Annotated in this window: 19 protein-coding genes; 10 read left to right on the top strand and 9 right to left on the bottom strand. The window is 40.7% G+C overall.

The features are described 5' to 3' along the window. Window positions 1-15: 15 nt before the first annotated feature. Entirely contained in the window at window positions 16-1,461 is a 1,446-nt protein-coding gene (locus T489_RS0102715; RefSeq protein WP_031578504.1) for a TrkH family potassium uptake protein, read from the top strand. Here T489_RS0102715 and T489_RS0102710 read toward each other — a convergent pair. The 7 genes from T489_RS0102710 to T489_RS0102680 all read right to left on the bottom strand — a co-directional run bounded on the left by T489_RS0102710 (window position 1,417) and on the right by T489_RS0102680 (window position 8,658). Further along, a complete protein-coding gene (locus T489_RS0102710; protein ID WP_031578503.1) occupies window positions 1,417-2,163 on the bottom strand; it encodes an RluA family pseudouridine synthase in 747 nt (248 codons plus the stop codon). The genes T489_RS0102715 and T489_RS0102710 overlap by 45 nt on opposite strands. Before the next feature lie 161 nt (window positions 2,164-2,324). Then, the gene (locus tag T489_RS0102705) at window positions 2,325-3,242 is read right to left on the bottom strand and encodes an ABC transporter permease subunit (protein ID WP_084155378.1); all 918 of its coding nucleotides are present in this window, start codon (window positions 3,240-3,242) and stop codon (window positions 2,325-2,327) included. Next, the gene (locus tag T489_RS0102700) at window positions 3,242-4,180 is read right to left on the bottom strand and encodes an ABC transporter permease subunit (protein ID WP_031578501.1); all 939 of its coding nucleotides are present in this window, start codon (window positions 4,178-4,180) and stop codon (window positions 3,242-3,244) included. Before T489_RS0102700 ends, T489_RS0102705 begins: the two co-directional genes overlap by 1 nt. Before the next feature lie 12 nt (window positions 4,181-4,192). Then, window positions 4,193-5,380 (bottom strand): polyamine ABC transporter ATP-binding protein, encoded by a 1,188-nt coding sequence (gene potA / locus T489_RS0102695; RefSeq protein WP_084155379.1) that lies wholly within the window; start codon window positions 5,378-5,380, stop codon window positions 4,193-4,195. 125 nt (window positions 5,381-5,505) lie between these two features. Then, entirely contained in the window at window positions 5,506-6,609 is a 1,104-nt protein-coding gene (locus tag T489_RS0102690) for a polyamine ABC transporter substrate-binding protein (RefSeq protein WP_084155377.1), read from the bottom strand. Between the two features lie 139 nt (window positions 6,610-6,748). Continuing rightward, entirely contained in the window at window positions 6,749-8,308 is a 1,560-nt protein-coding gene (locus T489_RS0102685; RefSeq protein WP_031578498.1) for an MltF family protein, read from the bottom strand. 59 nt (window positions 8,309-8,367) lie between these two features. Next, window positions 8,368-8,658, bottom strand: a complete 291-nt coding sequence (locus T489_RS0102680; protein WP_031578497.1) for a DUF406 family protein — start codon at window positions 8,656-8,658, stop codon at window positions 8,368-8,370. 471 nt (window positions 8,659-9,129) lie between these two features. Between T489_RS0102680 and T489_RS0102675 the strand changes: the two genes are divergently transcribed. The 9 genes from T489_RS0102675 to epsC all read left to right on the top strand — a co-directional run bounded on the left by T489_RS0102675 (window position 9,130) and on the right by epsC (window position 18,020). Further along, the gene (locus tag T489_RS0102675; RefSeq protein ID WP_031578496.1) at window positions 9,130-10,383 is read left to right on the top strand and encodes an O-acetylhomoserine aminocarboxypropyltransferase/cysteine synthase family protein; all 1,254 of its coding nucleotides are present in this window, start codon (window positions 9,130-9,132) and stop codon (window positions 10,381-10,383) included. 82 nt (window positions 10,384-10,465) lie between these two features. Then, window positions 10,466-10,711, top strand: coding sequence for a sulfurtransferase TusA family protein (locus T489_RS0102670; protein ID WP_031578495.1), 246 nt, complete (start codon window positions 10,466-10,468; stop codon window positions 10,709-10,711). 77 nt (window positions 10,712-10,788) lie between these two features. Continuing rightward, window positions 10,789-11,004, top strand: a complete 216-nt coding sequence (thiS, locus tag T489_RS0102665) for a sulfur carrier protein ThiS (protein WP_198020400.1) — start codon at window positions 10,789-10,791, stop codon at window positions 11,002-11,004. Next, window positions 10,995-11,804 (top strand): HesA/MoeB/ThiF family protein, encoded by an 810-nt coding sequence (locus tag T489_RS0102660; protein ID WP_031578493.1) that lies wholly within the window; start codon window positions 10,995-10,997, stop codon window positions 11,802-11,804. The genes thiS and T489_RS0102660 overlap by 10 nt, the downstream gene beginning before the upstream one ends. Window positions 11,805-11,958: 154 nt before the next feature. Further along, window positions 11,959-12,375, top strand: a complete 417-nt coding sequence (locus T489_RS0102655; protein WP_031578492.1) for a M67 family metallopeptidase — start codon at window positions 11,959-11,961, stop codon at window positions 12,373-12,375. Window positions 12,376-12,726: 351 nt separating this feature from the next. After that, window positions 12,727-14,232, top strand: a complete 1,506-nt coding sequence (moeB, locus tag T489_RS13420) for a molybdopterin-synthase adenylyltransferase MoeB (RefSeq protein WP_037318521.1) — start codon at window positions 12,727-12,729, stop codon at window positions 14,230-14,232. A gap of 59 nt (window positions 14,233-14,291) precedes the next feature. Next, on the top strand, window positions 14,292-15,248 hold the full coding sequence (locus tag T489_RS0102645; protein ID WP_031578490.1) for a family 2A encapsulin nanocompartment shell protein: 957 nt from the start codon (window positions 14,292-14,294) through the stop codon (window positions 15,246-15,248). Then, window positions 15,235-16,923 (top strand): cysteine desulfurase, encoded by a 1,689-nt coding sequence (locus T489_RS0102640; RefSeq protein ID WP_084155375.1) that lies wholly within the window; start codon window positions 15,235-15,237, stop codon window positions 16,921-16,923. Before T489_RS0102645 ends, T489_RS0102640 begins: the two co-directional genes overlap by 14 nt. Window positions 16,924-17,045: 122 nt before the next feature. Further along, window positions 17,046-18,020, top strand: a complete 975-nt coding sequence (epsC, locus tag T489_RS0102635; RefSeq protein ID WP_031578488.1) for a serine O-acetyltransferase EpsC — start codon at window positions 17,046-17,048, stop codon at window positions 18,018-18,020. Window positions 18,021-18,091: 71 nt separating this feature from the next. On the opposite strand, the gene menA is transcribed toward epsC, so the two are convergent. Both menA and T489_RS0102625 read right to left on the bottom strand, forming a co-directional pair. Further along, the gene (gene menA / locus T489_RS0102630) at window positions 18,092-19,006 is read right to left on the bottom strand and encodes a 1,4-dihydroxy-2-naphthoate octaprenyltransferase (RefSeq protein WP_031578487.1); all 915 of its coding nucleotides are present in this window, start codon (window positions 19,004-19,006) and stop codon (window positions 18,092-18,094) included. 76 nt (window positions 19,007-19,082) lie between these two features. Beyond that, window positions 19,083-21,170 (bottom strand): exoribonuclease II, encoded by a 2,088-nt coding sequence (locus tag T489_RS0102625; RefSeq protein WP_031578486.1) that lies wholly within the window; start codon window positions 21,168-21,170, stop codon window positions 19,083-19,085. Between the last annotated feature and the right edge of the window lie 229 nt (window positions 21,171-21,399).

Genomic DNA, 21,399 nt, shown 5'->3' with positions numbered 1-21,399 from the left:
TAGGGATAAACCAAAATGATTAATTACAGAATTATTTTATCATTTATAGGCAATACTCTTATTTTATTGTCAATAATCATGGTTATCCCTTTAATGTATGCGTTTATTACCGTGTCCAGAGGCAGTGCGGAATTTCTTGCCAGCATGGTTATCACAATGATTACCGGACTGCTGATTAAAAATCTGACCAAAAATCACAGTATGACCATGACCATCAGGGACATGTTTTTATTCACCACAATGTTGTGGGTCACCATAGTCATATTTGCGGCAATTCCTATTCACCTCATAATGAGAACAGACCTGCTTTCATCATGTATTGAAACGGCTGCTGCAGTATCAACATCAGGAAATACAGTAATTGGAAATGTGGATCTGATCCCCGGTTCAATACTCATATGGAGATCCATGCTGCAATATCTTGGAGGCATCGGCTTCATCGCGGTAGGTATCGCAATTCTCCCAAATCTGAACGTCGGTGGTATGAAACTGTTCAGTACAGAAAGTTCCAAGGAATCAACCGATAAGGTAATGCCTAAATCAAAAACACTGGCAACAGGCATGGTTATAACTTATCTGGGGCTTACCCTTCTGGCCTATGTTGTGTACTATTTTCTCGGTATGTCTTCTTTTGATGCCTTCAACCATGCCCTGACATCTCTTTCTACAGGGGGAATGAGCACGCATCAAAGCTCAATGAACTACTTTTCGCCGACAATTCACTGGGCCGTAATACTGTTCATGTTTCTTGGAGCACTTCCGTTCCCTCTCGTATTCCTTGCCATACACGGACATCTGAAAGAGCTTTTATCCGATGCTCAGGTAAGAGGATTCATGGCACTAATCATAGTCGTTTCGCTTGTAACCACACTGAGTCTGGTTTTTTCAGAAGACTATCCTGTCGCCGATGCATTCAGAGTTGCCTTGTTCAACACAGTCAGCGTTATATCAACAACAGGATATTCTCTTGAAGATTACAGTAATTACAATGACTTCATCACCATGCTGTTTTTCTTCCTGATACCTTTGGGTGCATGTTCCAGTTCCACATCCGGAGGGCTGAAAATATTCCGTCTGCAGATAGGTTTTATTCTTTTCAAACGTCAGATCAAACAGTTGATGCATCCTGCAGCCATATTCCCGCAGAAATATAATAATCAGCCTGTTAACGACGTCATCATCCGCTCAATAATAACTTTTTTCTGTGCCTATTTCATTGTAGTCTTTGTAAGTTCACTGCTACTGTGTCTTTCAGGTTTCGGTATGCTTGATGCACTTTCAGCCACAATGGCATGCATGTCCAATTTAGGTATTGGATTAGGACCTAATGTCGGACCTAATGGAGACTTCAGTGTTTTAACTGACTGGCAGAAAATCATCCTATGCTTTGATATGATTACCGGGCGCCTGGAAGTTTTAACTATTCTTATCTGTTTTGTACCTAGTTTCTGGAAGGTATAGTCTTAAATTACACTCACTTTCCGATATAAACTCAGCCGGAGAATAAATAACAATCTGACGTTTATCAACAGGATGAAAAAAAGACAGATAACAGGAGTGCAGCTCGAGTCTGTCCTTACATTCATCCGTAGCCAAACCATACAGTCTGTCATTACAAATCGGGTACCCGAATGTCTGCAGATGCAGTCTCAGCTGATGAGTTCTTCCGGTATGAGGTTCAAGCATTACTACGGTTTTATTGTGCCTGAAATCCCTACAGATTACCCGAAAGAACGTCAGTGCTTTTTTTCCTTCAGCATAATCGACTTTATGTATAGGAGCACTTGTAAGAGCTGATTTGGACCAGTCTCTACTCATTGGATAAGCTAAAGCTCCCCATTCCTCTCTGATTATACCTTCACATCTTGCCACATATCTTTTCTGAGGAATTCTGTTACGGAACTGCTCACTTAATACGGCATTGGCGGATTTGTTTCTTGAAAAAAGTATGACTCCTGATGTTGCAGTATCCAGCCTATGCACCGGATTCACATCTGGATACAGTTCTCTCAATCTTAATGTAAGAGAATCATCAGACTGCTTTCCAGGCACTGAAAGAAGACCAGAAGGCTTATCAGCAACAAGAATATCATCATCGATATACAGGATATTCAGTGGTGTATCAGGAGGATTATATTCATAACGCTGTCTTTCAGTTATCATTTTTGATTACTCGTTCGGTGTATCTACTAACTTTTTACCGCTTAAGTTTATCAGAAAAAAATTCCAGCGGCATACACATGAGACAAATCTGTTTCACGTAAAATAAAAGGCGTGACAGGTTTACAGCCGTCACGCCCGTTTATCCACCAAAAACTTAGGAATCAATACTTCTTATTCAATGCCATCTGCTGATCTCTCTTTCTCTTGCGATCTGCTCTGACTCTGCTTAGCCAGTACACAAAAGTACAAATGGAAACAATAAACACGATTATGGTTGCCAAAGCATTGATTTCTGGATTCAGACCTCTTCGTACCTTTGAAAACACCAGTACAGGAAGGGTTGATGAATTAGGTCCAGCAACGAACTGAGTAATCACCAGATCATCCATAGACAGAGTAAATGCCAATAACCATCCAGAAACAATTGCAGGCATAATTGACGGAAGTATTATGGTGAAAAAGGTCTTTATAGGTCCGGCTCCAAGATCGAGTGCCGCTTCTTCAATGGAATTATCCAGTTCACGCATACGGGATCGCACAACAACGGTAACATATGCGGATGTGAGAGTAACCATGGAAATCCATATTGTCACCATACCCTTTTCAGGCCACCCCAGAATATTTGCCATAGCTACAAACAGCAAAAGCATTGACAGACCGATAATAACATCAGGCAGAACCATAGGAGCCGTTATAAAAAGAGCAAACATGGATTCACCTTTAAAACGTCCGATCTTCACCAAGACAATGGCGGCCAGTGTTCCGATAATCACAGACATTGAAGCCGAACTGAATGCGATAATGAGAGAATTAAGCACGGCATCTATCATCTGACGATCACTAAAAAGCTCAAAATACCACTTGACCGAAAAACCACTCCAGATAGTAACAAGCTTTGATTCATTAAATGAAAAAACTATCAGTGTGACAATGGGCAGATACAGAAACAAAAAACCTAAACTCAGGAACACAAACTTAAGAATATTGCTTCTGGTAAATTTTGAGTATTTTCTGCTCACAGGCGTATTTTCAGCTTTTACGGCCGGAGCTGTAGAATTTTCTTTAATTTCTTCAGCCATTATCTTGCTCCTTGAGTTATCTCTTTACGCTGTGTTTTATAAAAGAGAACAATAGGTATAACGAGAATAAGCAGCATTATGGTTGCCAAAGCCGCAGCCAAAGGCCAGTCTCTTGTCATAAAGTATTCATCCCAAATGGTTCGACCAATTAGATTTGCTCCCGGACCGCCCAAAAGTTCCGGAATGATATATTCACCAACAGCCGGGATAAATACCAGCATCGAACCGGCAATAATGCCACTGTATGTCTGAGGAACAAACAGACTGAAGAAACATTTTGTCGGCCGACATCCTAAATCATACCCTGCTTCAATTAGAGTATAGTCAACCCTCACAATAGCTGTGTAAAGAGGCAGAATCATAAATGGCAGATAAGCGTATACAATACCAATATACACCGCTATGTCCGTGTGAAGAAGCTGTAAAGGCTCGTCTATAACATTAAGCCACTGTAAAAAACTGTTGAGATACCCTTCCGGTTTGAGTATGCCCATCCATGCATAGATTCTTATAAGGAAGGATGTCCAGCTTGGCATGATAACCAGCATCAGCAGAGCATTACGCACTGAACTTTTAGAAGTGGCTATAGCCCAGGCCATCGGGTAACCTATCAGCAGACACAGTAAAGTGGATATAAGTGCAATCTTAATGGATTTAAGATATGAATACAGATATGTTGAATCCTCAAAAATACTTACGTAATTTCCAAGATATGCACTGAAATTCAACTTAAAATCTTCTGCATCATAAGAAAACAGGGAAGTATAAGGCGGTACACTGTCATCCAGACTTTCTGCGAAACTGATCTTTAAAATAATCAGGAACGGCACAAAGAAAAACAGTGCCATCCACAGATAAGGCAAGGCTATAACTGCATATTTATGCCAGCCGCTCAGCCTTTTCTGTCTCTTGTTAATTTTTGAAACTTTATTCTGCATTTCAGGAATCCGTTAGAATGTTAAAGTTACGCAGGATTCAGGATCCCAGCTTAAAAATACCTTGTCATCCCATGTAGGCAGACCTTTGTTGAAACGATCCACATTAGGCAGAGTGGTAATAACAACTTTTCCTGAATTCAGTTTTACATGATAAATGGAAATATCACCCATATAAGCAATTTCTGTTACTATACCTGTGGTGTAATTATCCTTAAGAGGCTTACCGTCCTCATCTACAGGCTGAGTCTTTTCGATGTAAATTTTTTCAGGTCTGATTGCAACAGTAACCTCCATTCCGTCATCAAGGTCGACATCAAGATCCAGATGAATGTCATGCTCCAGATCCTTACACCTGATAATTGACCCCACTTCTGGACCGGAGGTAACCAGAGTGGACTCAAACATATTCACAGATCCAATGAACTCAGCTGCGAAACAGCAGTTAGGATTTTCGTAAATCTGTCTTGGAGAACCAACCTGAATAAACTCACCCCTGTTCATTATGGCTATACGTTCAGCCATAGTCATGGCTTCTTCCTGATCATGAGTTACCATAATACAGGTTACGCCCACACTTTCGATGATATTAACAAGTTCCAGACGCATCTGTTCCCTAAGTTTTTTATCCAGAGCCCCCATCGGTTCATCCAGAAGCAAAAGCTTTGGCTGTTTTGCGAGTGAGCGAGCAAGAGCTACACGCTGACGCTGTCCGCCGGAAAGCTGATTAGGTTTTCTGTTGACATACTCTTCCATATGAACAAGCTTCAGCATTTTGTCCACACGTTCTTCAATAACCTTTTTAGAAAGCTTTTCCTGCTTTAGGCCGAATGCAATGTTCTGACCGACAGTCATATGAGGGAATAATGCATATGACTGAAACATCATGTTCAGGTGGCGTTTATACGGAGGAACACCGATAATATCCTCTCCATCCAGCAGAATACTTCCGCTGGTAGGATTTTCAAAACCGGCAATCATGCGTAACAATGTCGATTTTCCGCATCCTGACGAACCGAGCAAAGCAAAAATCTCTCCCTCATATATGGTCAGATCCACATTGTCCACGGCAATGTTGTCACCATACTTTTTGGTGATATTCTTGATCTCCAAAAGCGGACGACGTACTTTCTTTACAGGTTCACGGTTTTTATTAGCCTGAGCTTTATCATTTGCCGCAACCTTTTCATTACCATTAACCAACTCAGCCAAAATATATTCTCCATAAAAAAGAGAATTAAGAGAGCATGCCCCCTTAATTCACTGCGTAAACATTCGGTGTCCTGTGAAAACCGGACACCGACAATCTCAAAAAAACTACCAAAATACTAACTGGCCTTCACACGGTTCCAAATTTTGGTCATTTCCTTATTGATATTGCGAGGGTGAACTTCAGGAACCCACATTTTCTTTAACTGCTCTTCAGGAATGAAAATGTTCGGATTATTTCTGACCTTATCAATAACCATTGGAGCTCCGGCCTTATTTGCATTGTCATATGAAACATATGAAGAGTTCTTGGCCGCAATATCAGGACGCATAATAAAATTCATAAATTTATACGCGTTTTCAACATGTTCTGCATCCTTAGGAATTGCAAACATGTCATAAAACATTAAAGCACCTTCACGTGGCACAAGATATTCAATCTCCACTCCGTTCTGAGCTTCGACAGCTCTATCGGCAGCCTGAAGCACATCACCAGACCAGCCCAAAGTTATGCAGATATCACCATTGGCCAAATCGTTGATATTCTGAGATGAATGGAAATAAGTAACATTCGGACGCATCTTGATGAGAAGTTCTTCAGCCTTCTTATAGTCAGCCAGATTGGTTGAATTAGGATTCAGCCCAAGATAGTTAAGCGCTGTAGGAATCACCTCGGTCGGCGCATTTAAAACAGCTACACCGCAATCCTTCAGCTTTGAAAGAATTTCTGGCTTGAAAATAACATCCCAGGTCTTCATATCAAAGTCTTTTCCAAGACGTTCCTCAATCATTTTTTTGTTGTATGCAATACCTGCAGTGCCAACAAAGTACGGAATACCATGGGCGTTGTCAGGATCAAGCTTGGCAATAAAGCTCAACTGTACCGGATCTATGTTGGCCAGATTAGGAAGCTTAGACTTATCCAGTTCAAGATAAACCCCAGCCTTCTGCTGTCTTGCCATAAAATCAAGTCCTGGAGCAACAATGTCATAACCGGTTTTTCCAGAAAGAATCTTGGCATCAAGCACTTCATTGCTGTCGAACACGTCATATACTACCTTGATACCGGTTTCCTTTTCAAACATAGGAATAATTTCCGGATCAATATAGTCACTCCAATTGTAGATGTTAAGAATCTTTTCTTCTTCAGCAGCTGCTGAATTCAGACTACTCATAACGCTAACTGCAGCCACGGCGACTGCTGCTAAAGTTTTTTTAAACATCTCATAAATCCTTACAGTAAAAAGGTTCATACAAAAAACCACTCCGAAGAGTATTTTACAAGACTGGAGGTTATCCAACCGGTCGAGTTAATTGTAATGTAAATTGATTAAAATTTCGCAAATTTTTATCATTTTTACATTATTTTTTTTCAGCTTTGGAATCACCGTTATCAGATACTGGTTTTACCTTGTCAGTCACCTTAGCTGAAACTTCCATACTTTCTGCCTTCTGCTGTTTTTCAGGAGTTCTGACGGAGCCACCCCGTCGTTTATCTGATTTATTCTTCAACAGCTCGTAGGCCTTAGTATAAGAAATATAAAACTGAGAAATATTTTTTACATACTTCACTGTTTCTATCGCATTATGCTTAACAGCAATCTTTTCCACATTATTAAACCATACATTTCCTTTCAGGCCGGCATCCTGAGCTTCCTTCCTGTATCTTGTAATTCTTGATGGTCCGCTGTTATAGGATGCCAGTGCGAAAAGAAGTCTGTCGCTGTTACTGATATCCTCGTCACTGAAGAAATTATCAATCATGTAACGCATGTATTTGGTACCTGCATGAACATTGTTGTCAAGATCAGTAACACTGCTGAGATTTATATACCATTCACTTGCCGTGCTTGGTAAAACCTGCATAATGCCAACGGCTCCGCGACTTGAAACCACAGCCTGATTCAGAGTTGATTCCTGATATGCCTGAGCCATCAGCAGTTTCCAGTCAAGATTGTACTTCTCCCCATATTTCTTGAATATGGTGATAAATTTTTCAAGATCTTTCGGTGTTATCCCCAACCAGTCCCTTCTTTTTGCATAATGAGACTCATAAACCGGTGAAGTTCTCATATAACGGTCATAAATAGGTGTGCCCTCTTTTGTACCGTCACGATTTTCCCTTAAAAAAAGATTTATGGCTTTATACAGCTCAGGGGAATCGTGTCTTATCGCCCAGACTAATGTGGAATTAACTTTAATTGGAATATCTGTAGCAAAAGTAACGTTCTTAAACAGGCGCCTCCACACCACAAGCTTAGAATTATTAATTACGGTGGACTTGATTTCACCTTTATCCACCATATCCACCAAATCGGCATCCGTCAGGTATTCATCAGCATACACAATCTTTGCCGGTGGAAGATCCAATGCTTTCAGATAAACATTAACGTTTTTAAGACTTTCAGCATAGCTGGAACTCTTTCTCACCATAAAGTACCGGTTTGAAAAGTCTTTAAGTTCTTTAATAGGCGGCTGGTTCTTTGCAACAACGGCGATCTCTTCAACCCACAGTTTTTCCGGAATTGTAAAATCGACATATCGTTTCAGATTATTTGTTGCCTGAAGACCAACGGCAATATCCCCATAACCTTCTGAAATATATTTTACGACCTCATCCTGTCTGACAGGCACAAAATAAAATTTAAGATGCTTAGCCTCTGGATACTTTTCAGACAGGAACTTCTTGAATTTTTGAAAAAGGGCAACATAGAGCCCGTCAGGATTGCCTTTATTGATAAAAAAACCAACCTGATCATAGGCTACAATCACCCTTAATGATTTCTGTTCCATCATTAAGGAAAGGTCGCCAAGTCTTTGCTGTGGCTTTCCCTCATCCATCAGTACCCCGTAAGCATTACCCTGCAGGATGAACAGAAAAAGAAGACAGATGAGAAATCTCATAAAAGTGAATTTAAACATACCGGCATATCTTCTAGAACGTAGATAAATATCCCTGTCGTGTTCACTGTCAGAGAACGTTATGCAGGTTTAACCCGCATCTGGAAAATGATGTTTTCAGCTGTGCATGAAAACTCAATTCTGACTTTTTTGGTCAGAACTCCGGCATTTTCCTGATCCTCGGTAGTGATCACTGCTGATTCACATATTGATTTCGCCTCCTCAACATAGTGATTATAGGTCTTGTCAACGACATCACTTTCTCCGTGCAGTTCACACTCAAAAACACAATCATTATCATTTATGACGGTGCCTATTTCCATTGCGCAGCCACATTCGTTGCCACAGTCTTTTAAAATATCGTCTGCCATTTCAGTCAGGCTCCTTATTTTTATTATCTGAAAAACTTTGTCTGATACCATCAGTTTTTTCACATACGATCATACTAACATAAAAAGAAATCATAATAATAAAGCTAAGGGATCGTAAAAACAGTTTTGCGAATAAACTCCTAAATTACAAAAAACGTATGATAAAAAAATCTTTTATCAACAAAGATCACATTTAATATAAATACATGGAATTTAAAAAAGAACAAAACGACTACAAATATCTCTTTTTCGGTATATTTCCGTGTAAACTAATCTCTCCAGCTTATACTCTTCTATATTCCCTACACTGATTATTCAGAATAATGTAAAAAATTAAATTTACATTTGACATATCTAATGATCATTCATAAAATATAGTAAACAGATAGGAATTATCCTATTAGATAAATATCCAATGCATAACAAAGCGGAAATACCGATAAAACAACTAAACAATAAGGTGGAAGAAACATGAATTTTAATACTGCTCTTCTACATGCAGGTGAAGACAGGAAAGAAGCCAAGGGAGCCACTCTGCCTCCGGTGTATCAGACCAGTGCCTTCCAGCATCAGTCCGCCGAAGAACTGGCAGCAATTTTTGCCAGAAAAAAACCAGGGTATAACTACACCCGCACCGGCAATCCGACGGTTACCATTTTTGAAAACAAAATTACAAAAATTGAAAAAGGGCTGGCATCTGTAGCAACAGCATCAGGTATGGCGGCTATTGCAAACGTGATTTTTACATTAACAAATTCAGGCGATGAAATTGTAGCGAGCAATGGTCTGTACGGCGGTACCTATTATTTCTTCAAGGACATCGCTTCTCTGGGCATTAAAACTCATTTCGCTTCCGTAAACGATTATGACGGCATTGAACAGCAAATCAATGAAAAAACCAGACTTATTTACGTGGAAAGCATAGCCAATCCAGGACTTGAAGTCGCAGACATTGAAGAACTGGCTCAAATTGCCAGAAAACATCAGATACCTCTGGTTGTGGACAACACCATTGCAACCCCGTACCTGCTGAATCCTCTTGAACATGGTGCCAATATCGTCATCAATTCATCATCAAAATACATTAATGGCAGTGGTTCCGCCATCAGCGGAGTTATTACCGACGGTGGCAATTTTGACTGGAAACAGTTCAAAAACAGCAGCTTTGACGATTACCTTATTTTCGGGAAACTGGCATTTATAGCAAAGCTGAGAAACAGCTTTGCCAGAGACATGGGAGCGTGCCTTGCCCCTCAGAATGCATTTCTAAATATTCTTGGACTTGAAACCCTTGGATTGAGAATGCAGAAAGCATGCAGTAATGCGTTAAAACTAGCAGAATGGTTTAAGGAAAATCATCCTGAAGTAGTTGTGAATTACCCGGGTCTCAGTGACTGTCCCTGTCACGAAACAGCGGACAAAATTTTAAACAAAGGCTACGGCGCTATTCTAACCATACGCGTCGGCAGCTGGCAGAGAGCCTTTGCTCTTATGAATAATCTTAAACTGGTATTCATCATTTCAAATATCGGTGATACCAAAACTCTTATTATTCATCCTGCCTCAACCATTGCCCTGCACAACACCCAGCAGGAAAGAGAACAATCAGGAATTTATGATGATCTTTTACGTATAAGCGTCGGCATTGAAGACGTGGAAGATCTTATTGAAGATTTTAAACAGGCTTATGAAAAGGCCATAGAAGCAGAAAGTCAGACAAAGTAAAAACCGGACTACAAAAACTATATCAAACCGGAAAGCAGAGACTGTATGCACAACAGCAATAACTATTAAGGAGAATATAATCATGAGTGATATTACTGCTGATCTTGAACTTGATGTTACCGACAGGGTATGCCCTCACACCTTCGTTAAAACCAAGGTATACCTTGATGAACTTGACGAAGGCCAGATTCTTTCAGTAAGACTTAATGATGGTGAGCCGGTTCAGAACGTACCAAGATCCCTTAAAGATGAGGGGCATCAGATCTTAAGACTTGATGACAACAACGATGGTACCTTTACCTTGTATGTAAAAAAGGTAGGCGACTAGCTGCAAACATAGAGTATTTACTTTTATCGTTGGCCAGACGATAAACACAAACAATTTTTAAAATTAATTAGGAGATAATGATGCAGATTACCGTTGCAGGTGAAAAAACTGAAGTGAAAGAAGGCCTTACCGTCGGAGAATTACTTGAAATTAAACAGGTAGAAACTCCCGAATATGTGACTGTTTCACTTAATGATGATTTTCTTGAAAGAGAAAAAAGAGACGCTGTTGTTTTAAAGGAAGGTGACGTTGTAGAATTCATTTATTTCATGGGAGGTGGCGCATGCCTTTAAGCGATGAACAAATAGAACGCTATTCTCGTCATATTCTTCTGAAGGAAATAGGTGTTAAGGGACAGAACAAACTTCTCAAGGCCAAGGTTCTCATTATTGGCGCCGGCGGTCTTGGATGTCCATCTGCTCTATACCTTGCTGCTGCAGGTGTTGGAACAATAGGAATTGCTGACGCTGACGTAGTCGATCTATCAAACCTTCAGAGACAGATTGCCCATACAACAGCAGACATCGGTAAATATAAGGTTGATTCAGTAAAGGAATCCATCAACGCCATTAATCCTGACGTTAAAGTGGTTACATATAAAGAATTTCTCGACTCTTCAAATATCAGAGAAATTATCAGAGAATACGACTTCGTTCTCGACGGAACCGATAACTTTGCTGCAAAATTCCTAATCAATGATGCCTGTGTAATGGAAAAGAAACCATTCTCTCATGCAGGTATTCTGAGATTTAACGGACAGTTGATGACCTACGTTCCGGGACAGGGACCTTGCTACAGATGCGTATTCAAGGAAATGCCTCCTAAAGATGCTATTCCTACCTGCAAGCAGGCCGGTGTTATCGGTGCAATGGCTGGTGTTATCGGCAGTCTACAGGCTATGGAAGCTGTTAAGTTCATTACCGGAACAGGTAAACTTCTAACCGGAGCTCTGCTCACCTATAACGGAATCAATCAGGATTTCCACAAGGTTAAGCTGCCTCCGTGCAACGGCAAGTGTGCGGTTTGCGGGGACAACCCGACCATAACCGAGCTGGTTGATTACGAACAGCCTACCTGTGAACTTAAACTTTAACACCTTCACATCAGGATACATTCAGTACGGAATTGTTTTTTCATAGAGTTCCGTATTGATTTGTATCAGCTGGATACAGCATTTCAAATAAATCAGATTTCTTCAGTAAATATATCCTTTTTAATAAAAAAACACAGCTATCAAGGAGATAACAATGATTACTCTGACCAAAAATGATTACCAAAGTATTCTTAATCATGCTCAGAAAGAATTGCCCAATGAAGCCTGTGGTTTAATAGCAGGAACTATTGACGACCAGGGAAATAAAATAATTAAAAAAGTTTATCTGCTCACAAATATTGATCACTCCAATGAACACTTTTCAATTGATCCTAAAGAGCATTTGGAAGCAATTAAGGACATGAGAAATAATAAAATATCACCATTGGGAAACTGGCATTCTCATCCTGAATCACCTTCAAGACCTTCAGAAGAGGATAAACGTCTTGCATATGATCCCGGTGCTTCTTACATGATTCTATCCCTGCAGGATCACGACAATCCTGTACTTAACTCTTTTAAGATTGTTAACGGAACTTCTGATAAGGAAGAATTAAAAATTACGAACTAACAGTCCGACCTAATTTCACAGAGAAGAAATCATCGGTTTTCCCCTTTTTTCTTCTCTGTTTTCTAGTTGTTCCATCCATAAAATTTCTATTTTGAAATTTCTGCTGTTTTAGCATTTATGTCTGAATTAACGACCTCGTATTAGACAATATAAAAAAATCTACTTATCCTATTGACAAAGTATGATTTAATACATATCATATATTTCATATCGTTTCGGTATGATAATAAATCAAAACAAATTATTTCACAACTACAACAACAAAATACCATAAGTAAACGATAGCAAAACAACTAAACAGTAGTAGCAGACTACGAATTAAAGATATGAACTGATAAGGAGAATTTTTTCATGTCAATAACTCTGATAATTCCCACAACTCTGCGTAATTACATTGGAAAACAAACTGAAATTCAACTTGATGGCAGCAACGTAAAAGAAATTTTGGAAGACCTGTTATCTCAGTTTCCTGATGCCAGAAAAATTATCGAAGATGACAACGGCAATGTTCGTCCGTTTCTTAATTTCTTTGTAAATTCAACAAACATTAAACAGTTAAACGGTCTTGAAACATCTCTAAAGGAAGGAGATCAAATTTATCTTGTACCGTCAATAGCCGGTGGTTCAGGAGTTAACGATGACAATCCGGGAATACACAAAGAAACACCGACTGAAAAAAGGGAACCAGTAATCAAAACAATTGATGGCGTATCTCTCGACAACGATGAAATTCTCAGATACAGCCGTCATCTGCTGCTTAAAGAAATAGGAGTAAAAGGTCAGAAGAGATTAAAGTCAGCCAAAGTACTGATAGCCGGTCTGGGCGGTCTGGGTGCACCTCTGGCACAGTACCTTGCTGCGGCAGGAGTCGGAACTATCGGTCTGGCTGATTTTGATGAAGTTGATGCTACCAATCTTCAGAGACAGGTAATTCACGGTACACGTGATATCGGAAGACCTAAGGTAGCATCAGCTCGAGACAGCATAAGAGCAATTAATCCTAAAGTTAAAGTAAACATTCATCAGACACAGCTGACTTCAGAAAACATTCTGGAGATTATTAAGGATTATGACATTGTTGCCGATGCAACCGATAACTATGTATCGAGATACCTGATAAGTGATGCCTGCGTACTGGCAGGAAAACCGGATGTGTTTGGTGCTGTACTTCAGTTTGAGGGACAGGTTACGGTTTTTGATCCTAATAATGGTCCTTGCTATCGTTGTGTTTATCCATCACCTCCTCCTGCAGGATTAGTACCTACCTGCTCATTAGGTGGCATTTTGGGAGTTCTGGTGGGTATTATCGGCAGCTGTCAGGCGGCAGAAGTAATAAAACTCATTGTCGGCACCGGTGATGCTCTCATCGGAAAACTTCTGGTGATCGACGCATGGCATTGGAAATTCACGGTTTTGGATATTCCTAAAGATCATGCATGTCCTATTTGCGGTGACAACCAGACAATAACGGATGTGCAGGAAGTTGACTATCAGGAACTCTGCGGTCTGGTTACACATGAAAAGGAAGAAGAACAGGTTACAGGAATTGCTGCAAAAGATCTGAAAGCAAGACTGGATAGAGGAGACAAGATCAATCTGGTTGATGTGAGAGAACCGCATGAAAGAGCTATTGTTAAATTTCCTGGAGCCGTAGTAATTCCTATAGGACAGTTGGCAAGAAGACAGAACGAACTGAATTCTGAAAACGACACTGTTTTTATATGTAAGGAAGGTAAACGGAGTATTCTTGCCATAAATACTCTGAAAGAAGCAGGATACAAGGGTAAATGCTTCAACCTTATAAATGGTATCAACGAATGGGCTAGAACCATTGATACCAGTATGGCCGTGTATTAAACATTATTTAATTATAAAGTTTAATTTCTTTTCCTTATATTCATTTGGAGATTTTTGAAATGACAGATACTACCAACAATCCTCTTAATGCTTTATCGCTTGAAGCTGCTCGTAACCTAGCGGATGTAACAAAGACCAGACCACAATTCGGTTCAATTACTCCTAGATGGCTCCCATCCCTTCTCGAATTCAAGGGTATCAACAACGGTGTATTCAGAGTAAACAAAGTTGTTGAAGGCGCTACTCCACTGGATGTTTTATGCAGCCAGACCAAGAAGAGTGACATCATTCCTCAGGGCTTTATCGATTATGAGCTTCAGCCTAGAGAATACCAGCTCAACTCTATTTCAACCATTCTTAATGTTAACACCACAGCTGATGATCTTTTCAGCAGTCCATATGACCAGACAAGAGAACAGCTTGCCCTGGCTATTGAAAGCTTACGTGAACGTCAGGAAAGCCAGTTAATCAACAACGATGACTACGGTTTATTAAAGAATGTTGCTGACAGCCAGAGAATTCAGCCTAGAAGCAGTTCAGGTGCTCCAACTCCTGATGATTTCGATGAATTAATCAGCAAGGTGTGGAAGGAACCTTCATTCTTCTTAGCTCATCCTCGCGCCATCGCAGCTTTTGGCAGAGAATGCACCAAGCGTGGCGTGCCACCTGCAACCGTAAATATTAACGGCGGCACCTTCCTTACCTGGAGAGGTATCCCTATCGTTCCTTCAAACAAGCTTCTTGTTGACGGCTTAAAGGAACCTAAGAGCCAGAGTGGCAAGACCAACATTCTGTTAATCAGAACCGGCGAAGCAAAGCGTGGTGTAATCGGTTTGTTCCAGCAGGGTTTAAAACACGAAAACGCTCGCGGTCTTTCTGTTCGTTTCCGTGGTATTGATGATAAGGGTGTTGCCTCTTACTTACTTTCTATCTACTGCTCTGCAGCTATTCTTGCTGATGATGCCATTGCCGTTCTTGAAGATGTGGAAGTAGGTGAATACCATGACTACGAATAACAACCCGCTCGGGTTCGGTTTTCCAAGCGAGGAGGATATTCTGAAGCTCATCACGGACATTCCGTCTGAAAGATGTGCTCAGCGTATTCACCAGGCTGAAGAAGCCGCCCGTGGCAATTACAACATAACGGACGCTTCCGGTGCACTGCAGGGTGATGCTGAAACTCTGCTTGCATCTGCGAATGTCCCAACAGATATCGATTCATCGCAAAATGATTATCAAAGTCTCGCAGACAGGGTTATTGACGAAGCTATCAACGCATCTTTGTCAGCAGGAACCCCTTATGTGCCAGGTAATGAATTAAATCGTGCAAATAATGAATCAAAGTTTCTGGTAGAAGAAAGTAGCGGTTATTCTCCTGTAGTTGTTTCTGCCGCACAGGCAGACGACTATCATTCAGTCCGCAACAATGATTCAAATCATTCTTCTACCAGCTTTTTAACAAACAAATCAGGTGTTACTGTAGGCGGCAGAAGTATTGAATCAATCCGAAATGATTTCCCTATTCTTGAAGAAAGAGTTAACGGACATCAGTTGGTTTGGTTTGATAACGGAGCTACCACTCAGAGACCGGAAGCTGTAATCAGCAGAATAGATCATTACTATCGTCATGAGAACTCCAATGTTCATCGTGCGGCTCATGAACTGGCTGCAAGATCTACTGACGCATATGAAAACGCCAGACAGACTGTTGCCGACTTCATAGGGGCACCGTCAAAAGATAACATTGTTTGGGTAAGAGGAACCACTGAAGGCATTAATCTGGTTGCCCAGTCATATGTCCGTCCGTTGCTCAGACCAGGTGACGAAATTATCGTATCTATTCTGGAACATCATGCGAACATAGTACCATGGCAGCTGGTTGCTCAGGCTACAGGTGCGGTTATAAAGGTTATACCTATCAATGCATCAGGAGATTTAGACCTGAAGGCATACGCATCCCTGTTTACTCCAAGAACACGCTTTGTGTCTGTAACTCAGGTGTCAAATACTTTGGGAACAATCACTCCGGTTGAAGAACTGGTTCAGATTGCTCACTCTCACAGTGTTCCTATCATGATTGACGGAGCTCAGTCCATTGCTCATCTGCCTGTAAATGTATCCGCCTCAGGAGCTGACTTCTTTGTGTTCTCAGGACACAAGGTTTATGGTCCTAACGGTATCGGTGCAGTATACGGACGCAAGGAATTATGGGAAGAAGCTCAGCCATATCACGGCGGTGGCAATATGATTCGAGACGTAACCTTCGAACGCACCATCTACAATCAGGCACCAAACAAGTTTGAAGCAGGTACAGGAAGTATTGCCGATGCCGTCGGACTTGGAGCGGCTCTTGATTACCTATCAGGTATTGGTATGCATGAAGTGGCACGTTATGAACATGAACTCACCACATATGCCGTGAAAGAACTGTCTAAAGTTAAAGGACTCACTCTTGTAGGTCGTCCGCTGAACAAATCAGGCGTTTTATCGTTTGTACTTGACGGACATTCTATTTCAGAGGTCGGTAGTTACCTGAACAGTTATGGTATTGCCGTTCGTGCCGGTCATCACTGTGCTCAGCCAGTGCTCAGACACTTAGGCTACGAAGGGACAGTAAGACCAGTATTAGGACTCTACAATACTCCTGAAGAAATAGATTATCTGGTTAAAACTTTATACGCCATCAGATAACACTGGATGACAGGAAACAACGGTCATTGCCGGAATTTTTCTACAATGGCCGTTTTTTGCCACTTTTGGATTAATTTTAATCTGTAAATCATTCGTAAAAAGGACTTACGGAGGGATTTAATATGACAGCCTTAGTTACCCACAAAATACTGACTATTGAGGAAAACATCCTCAATATTGCAACAGAAATCGTAAATGATTATTCCCACAAGAGACATGTGGATACGACCGGAGATGTTTTTAATCTGCTGGATCGAAATGTTATATTTGACTGCATCCGGGACTTAATAAGCATTATCTATCCAGGATACTATAAGACCAATGATTATAAGATATATAATCTTGGCACCTCTGTATCGCTTCTACTTGAAAATATCCTGTATCATCTTAGCCGTCAGATTGCAATTGCCTTAAATGAAGACGAAAACAATCACGGAATAAGTCCGGAGCTTATTCAGGAAAAATCATATAACATAGCTCTTCATTTTCTTGAGAAGATACCTGAAATACGCTCAAAAATTAATGATGATATCGATGCGGCAATGCAGGGAGATCCGGCAGCATTCAACGTTGGAGAAATAATCGTAACCTATCCGGGGGTCTATGCCATCACCATATACAGACTGGCTCATGAACTGTATAAAGCCGGAGTGCCTTTGATTCCAAGATGCATGAGCGAATATGCTCACAGTAAAACAGGCATAGATATTCATCCCGGAGCAGAAATTGGCAGGTTCTTCTTCATCGATCACGGCACGGGTGTTGTTATAGGTCAATCAACAATCATAGGGAACAATGTAAAAATCTATCAGGGAGTTACCCTTGGAGCAGTGTCAACCCATAATGTTGAAAAACTTAGAACAGCCAAACGTCATCCGACTATCGAAGACAACGTAACCATATACTCCAATGCCTCAATACTTGGAGGAAACACTGTTATCGGACACCACTCCGTAATCGGCGGAAATACATTCATAACCAAATCTATTCCTCCATACACCAGAGTATGCGCTAAGAATCAGGAACTTACAATTTCTGAATTAAAACAGGAAAACAAAAAAAAAACCACAGAAGAGTGTTGGTATTACACAATCTAATGTCACTGTATAAATTTCAAAAAACCTCGTTATCCGCTATAAAGCAATAACGAGGTTTCTTTATCCATAGGCTAACACCACGCCAGAACAGCACCACAGACTAAATTTGCCAGTGCCGCAGCAATAGATGTTTTTTTCAGCATTGGATCAAGCTCTCTGCCGGTATGCGCAGGATGAATGCAGTATACGGAAGCAATGGCAATAGGAATCAGTGAAATCCATGCAGACAGTCCGGTCATGGAACTGTCACTGAAATGATAAATCAGACAGATCAGCGCAGAAATCAAGGCACTTAAAATGAGCAAAGCATGATAAATCTTCCCCCCTTTAAGCCCCATCATGACAACAAGCGAACGCTTACCGTTTACTCTGTCACTTTCATAATCACGCAGATTATTAACGTTTAAAACAAGAGTAGCCATAAATCCGGCAGTAATCCCCCATAGAATACTTTCCATCGAAATATTTCCAGAGAGCATAAAGCTGCTACCCATTACCGCCACAAGTCCGAAAAATATAAAAACGGAAATGTCACCAAGGCCTTTGTAGCCATACACCAGTCCAACTGTATAAGTAATTGCTGCTATTACGGAAAGAGCCCCCAGCAGTACAAATACTGCAATGTTCACATAGTCTGTTCCAAAAGCCAGGAACAGAGAGGCTGTCCCCGTTATCAAGGCCATTACCGTTACTGCGACAATCCCCTTTTTCATTTCAGACATGGTCATATCCCCATTCTGAAGCGCCCTTCTCGGTCCTATTCTGTTATCAGAATCAACTCCTGATACGGCATCACCGTAATCATTGGCAAAATTGGATAAAATCTGAAGCAGTACGGCTGTCATTACAATCAGAATAAAGAGAATCAGCGACATTGCGGAAATACCGCTCTTTGATACCCCCATAAAGCATCCTGCAAGAACAGCTGAAAGTGATAACGGTAATGTTCTGAGTCTTGCCGCAACTACCCAATTTTTTATATTCATTTTCTTAACCTTGCAACAGACCGGATACAGTTATCCACCGTATCCGGTCTTAAGTTCTCATTAAATGATTTCTGTATTACGAAATTCTTGGTATCAGCTCACCTATAATGGCGCGACTTTCATTGATTTCCACAATTCGTACCTGAACTTTCTGTCCCAGACGGATTACCTTCTTCTCTCCGTCAAGAATTACTACTCCAAGACTATTGTTTCCTTCAATGCGCTTTTTGTCATTACAGATCATGCTGGTCGGAACAAACACTCTGGCACCGTTATCAAGCAGCATTGCCTTAATACCACCTCTTGATACATCCATTACCTCAGCTTCGAAAACAGTTTTGTTAATATGAGGCTTCAGATAATCCATATAAAGCCAATCCTTTACCTGTCGCTCTGCAGCACGATTGCTCTTTTTTGAAAGATTCATGCTCTCAATAACCTCATCACTCGGGATACGAGGCTTCTCAGTATTGGTAATGGCAGACTTAATCAGACGATGGTTAATCATGTCCCCATACTTTCTGATTGGAGAGGTCCAGGTCGCATAATAATCAAGTCCCATACCGAAATGAGGACCAGGAACAGGAGACATCTCAGCAAAAGCCGTGCACTTGTGAATTCTGGCATCAAGATATGCTGATTCAGAATCGTAAAGCCATCTCTTCAGTTTGCAGTAACCTGTCATGGTTTCAATCTGTTCAATGTCGTCTATTGGGTAACCGTTCTCTTCCAGAACCTCATTAACATCGGCAATCTTTTCATGATCAAGACCGCTGTGGGTATTAAAAATACCGGCGTTGAAGTGCTCAGCCAGAAATCTTCCTGCACAGGTATTGGCAAGAATCATTGCTTCTTCAACAATTCCGTTTGCCACCCTCTTGTGAACAACTTTGATTTCTTTCAGACCGCCGTTTTCATTCAGAACGAACTCATATTCAGGTTTATCTTTGAATACACAGGCATTGGTCTTACGATAATTGTATCTGACTCTGCTGAAATCCCTAAGCATATCGATCTGTTCCCGGATAACAGGTGAAGGACTGAATGAGGTCTCTTTTCCTTCAAGCAGGTCAGAAACTTCATCGTATACCAGTTTTCCGTGAGATTTGATTGTCGCCATCATGAAGTCGATTTTCTGATCGCAGCTACCGTCTGCACTGATATTGAATTTACCAACCAGAGCAAATCGTTCTTCATTTTCTCTCAATGAACACAGATCATCACTCAATGTTCTGGTAAGCATTGGAATGTCACGCCCAGGAAGATATATTGAAAAAGCTCTTCTGGCGGCATAACTGTCGAGCTCATCATCTTCATGAATATATCCAGTAGGATCGGCTATGGCTACCCACAGGCACCAGCCACCATTCTGTAAAGATTCAATATACAGAGCGTCATCCATATCCTGCGTCTTTGCAGAGTCAATGGTCACAAAAGGCTTATCAGTCAGGTCAACTCTAGGTAACGATTCATCTTTGTATTCGTATGAAGGCAGATCTTCAGGGGCGCTCTTTGGCAAATCAAGCCCGCGGAGAACAACCCACCAAGGAGTCTGTTCATCATTGGCATGTACTATAAACTCAATTACTTCAGCCATATGACCGTTTCTGTTTCCTTCAGATAAGGCATGCTTTGTTAAAACCGCAATAACCCAGTCTCCCTCACGCAGTGTTACCCCGTCAGGGACATGGTTTACGGCATTGATGTTAAAATTGATGCAGGGATGATCAGGCACTACAGTAAGCTTACCATTCACGTAAGCAACTCTGGCAACGAATCTTGACAGGAAAGGTTCTATCAGAGTTATTCTTTCAACTCTTGATTTCTCACCCTGGTATACCACGTAACCACTGATTTTATCTCCGTGCATAAGGTTTTTCATTTCCTTAGGAGGTATAAAGAAACTTTCACGGGATTCACTTTCTAGAAAACCGAAGCCTCGGTCATTAGCCTTAACAACCCCCTGTTCCATTGTCGAATTGGCATCGGCAGATATCTTAACTTTTTGGATATTCTGTCGTATTCTGTGCTCTCTGTGTTCTTTATTTTCTGAGCGGACTTTTACTTTGGCGGTATCTTCTTCAACGTATTCGCCACGTGATTTTTTTTCATCAATGCTTTTCTGCTTCAGTTGCATCAATATTGGATTGTCTTTTAATAGCATGTACCAAACCTATTCATTAATTGAAGATATCGTGTTCTGAATATCAAATACATGACATCAGCTATCTCGTCGGTAGTTATCCCACGACTGATAATATTCTTTATTTTTTTGTCTTTCAAAGGGTATAATTTTATCATATTTCGGAAAACAGTTATCTAACTTTATGATAGGCCGAAGATTTTTATTTCCTATTGAACCTACAAACAATTATCGACTATTCTGATTGAAT

The sequence above is a fragment of the Ruminobacter sp. RM87 genome, assembly GCF_000701925.1.
In the GTDB taxonomy this organism is placed as follows: Bacteria; Pseudomonadota; Gammaproteobacteria; order Enterobacterales; family Succinivibrionaceae; genus Ruminobacter; species Ruminobacter amylophilus.
Note: the sequence above shows the minus strand (reverse complement) of the source record. Positions and strands in the feature narration are given on the sequence as shown.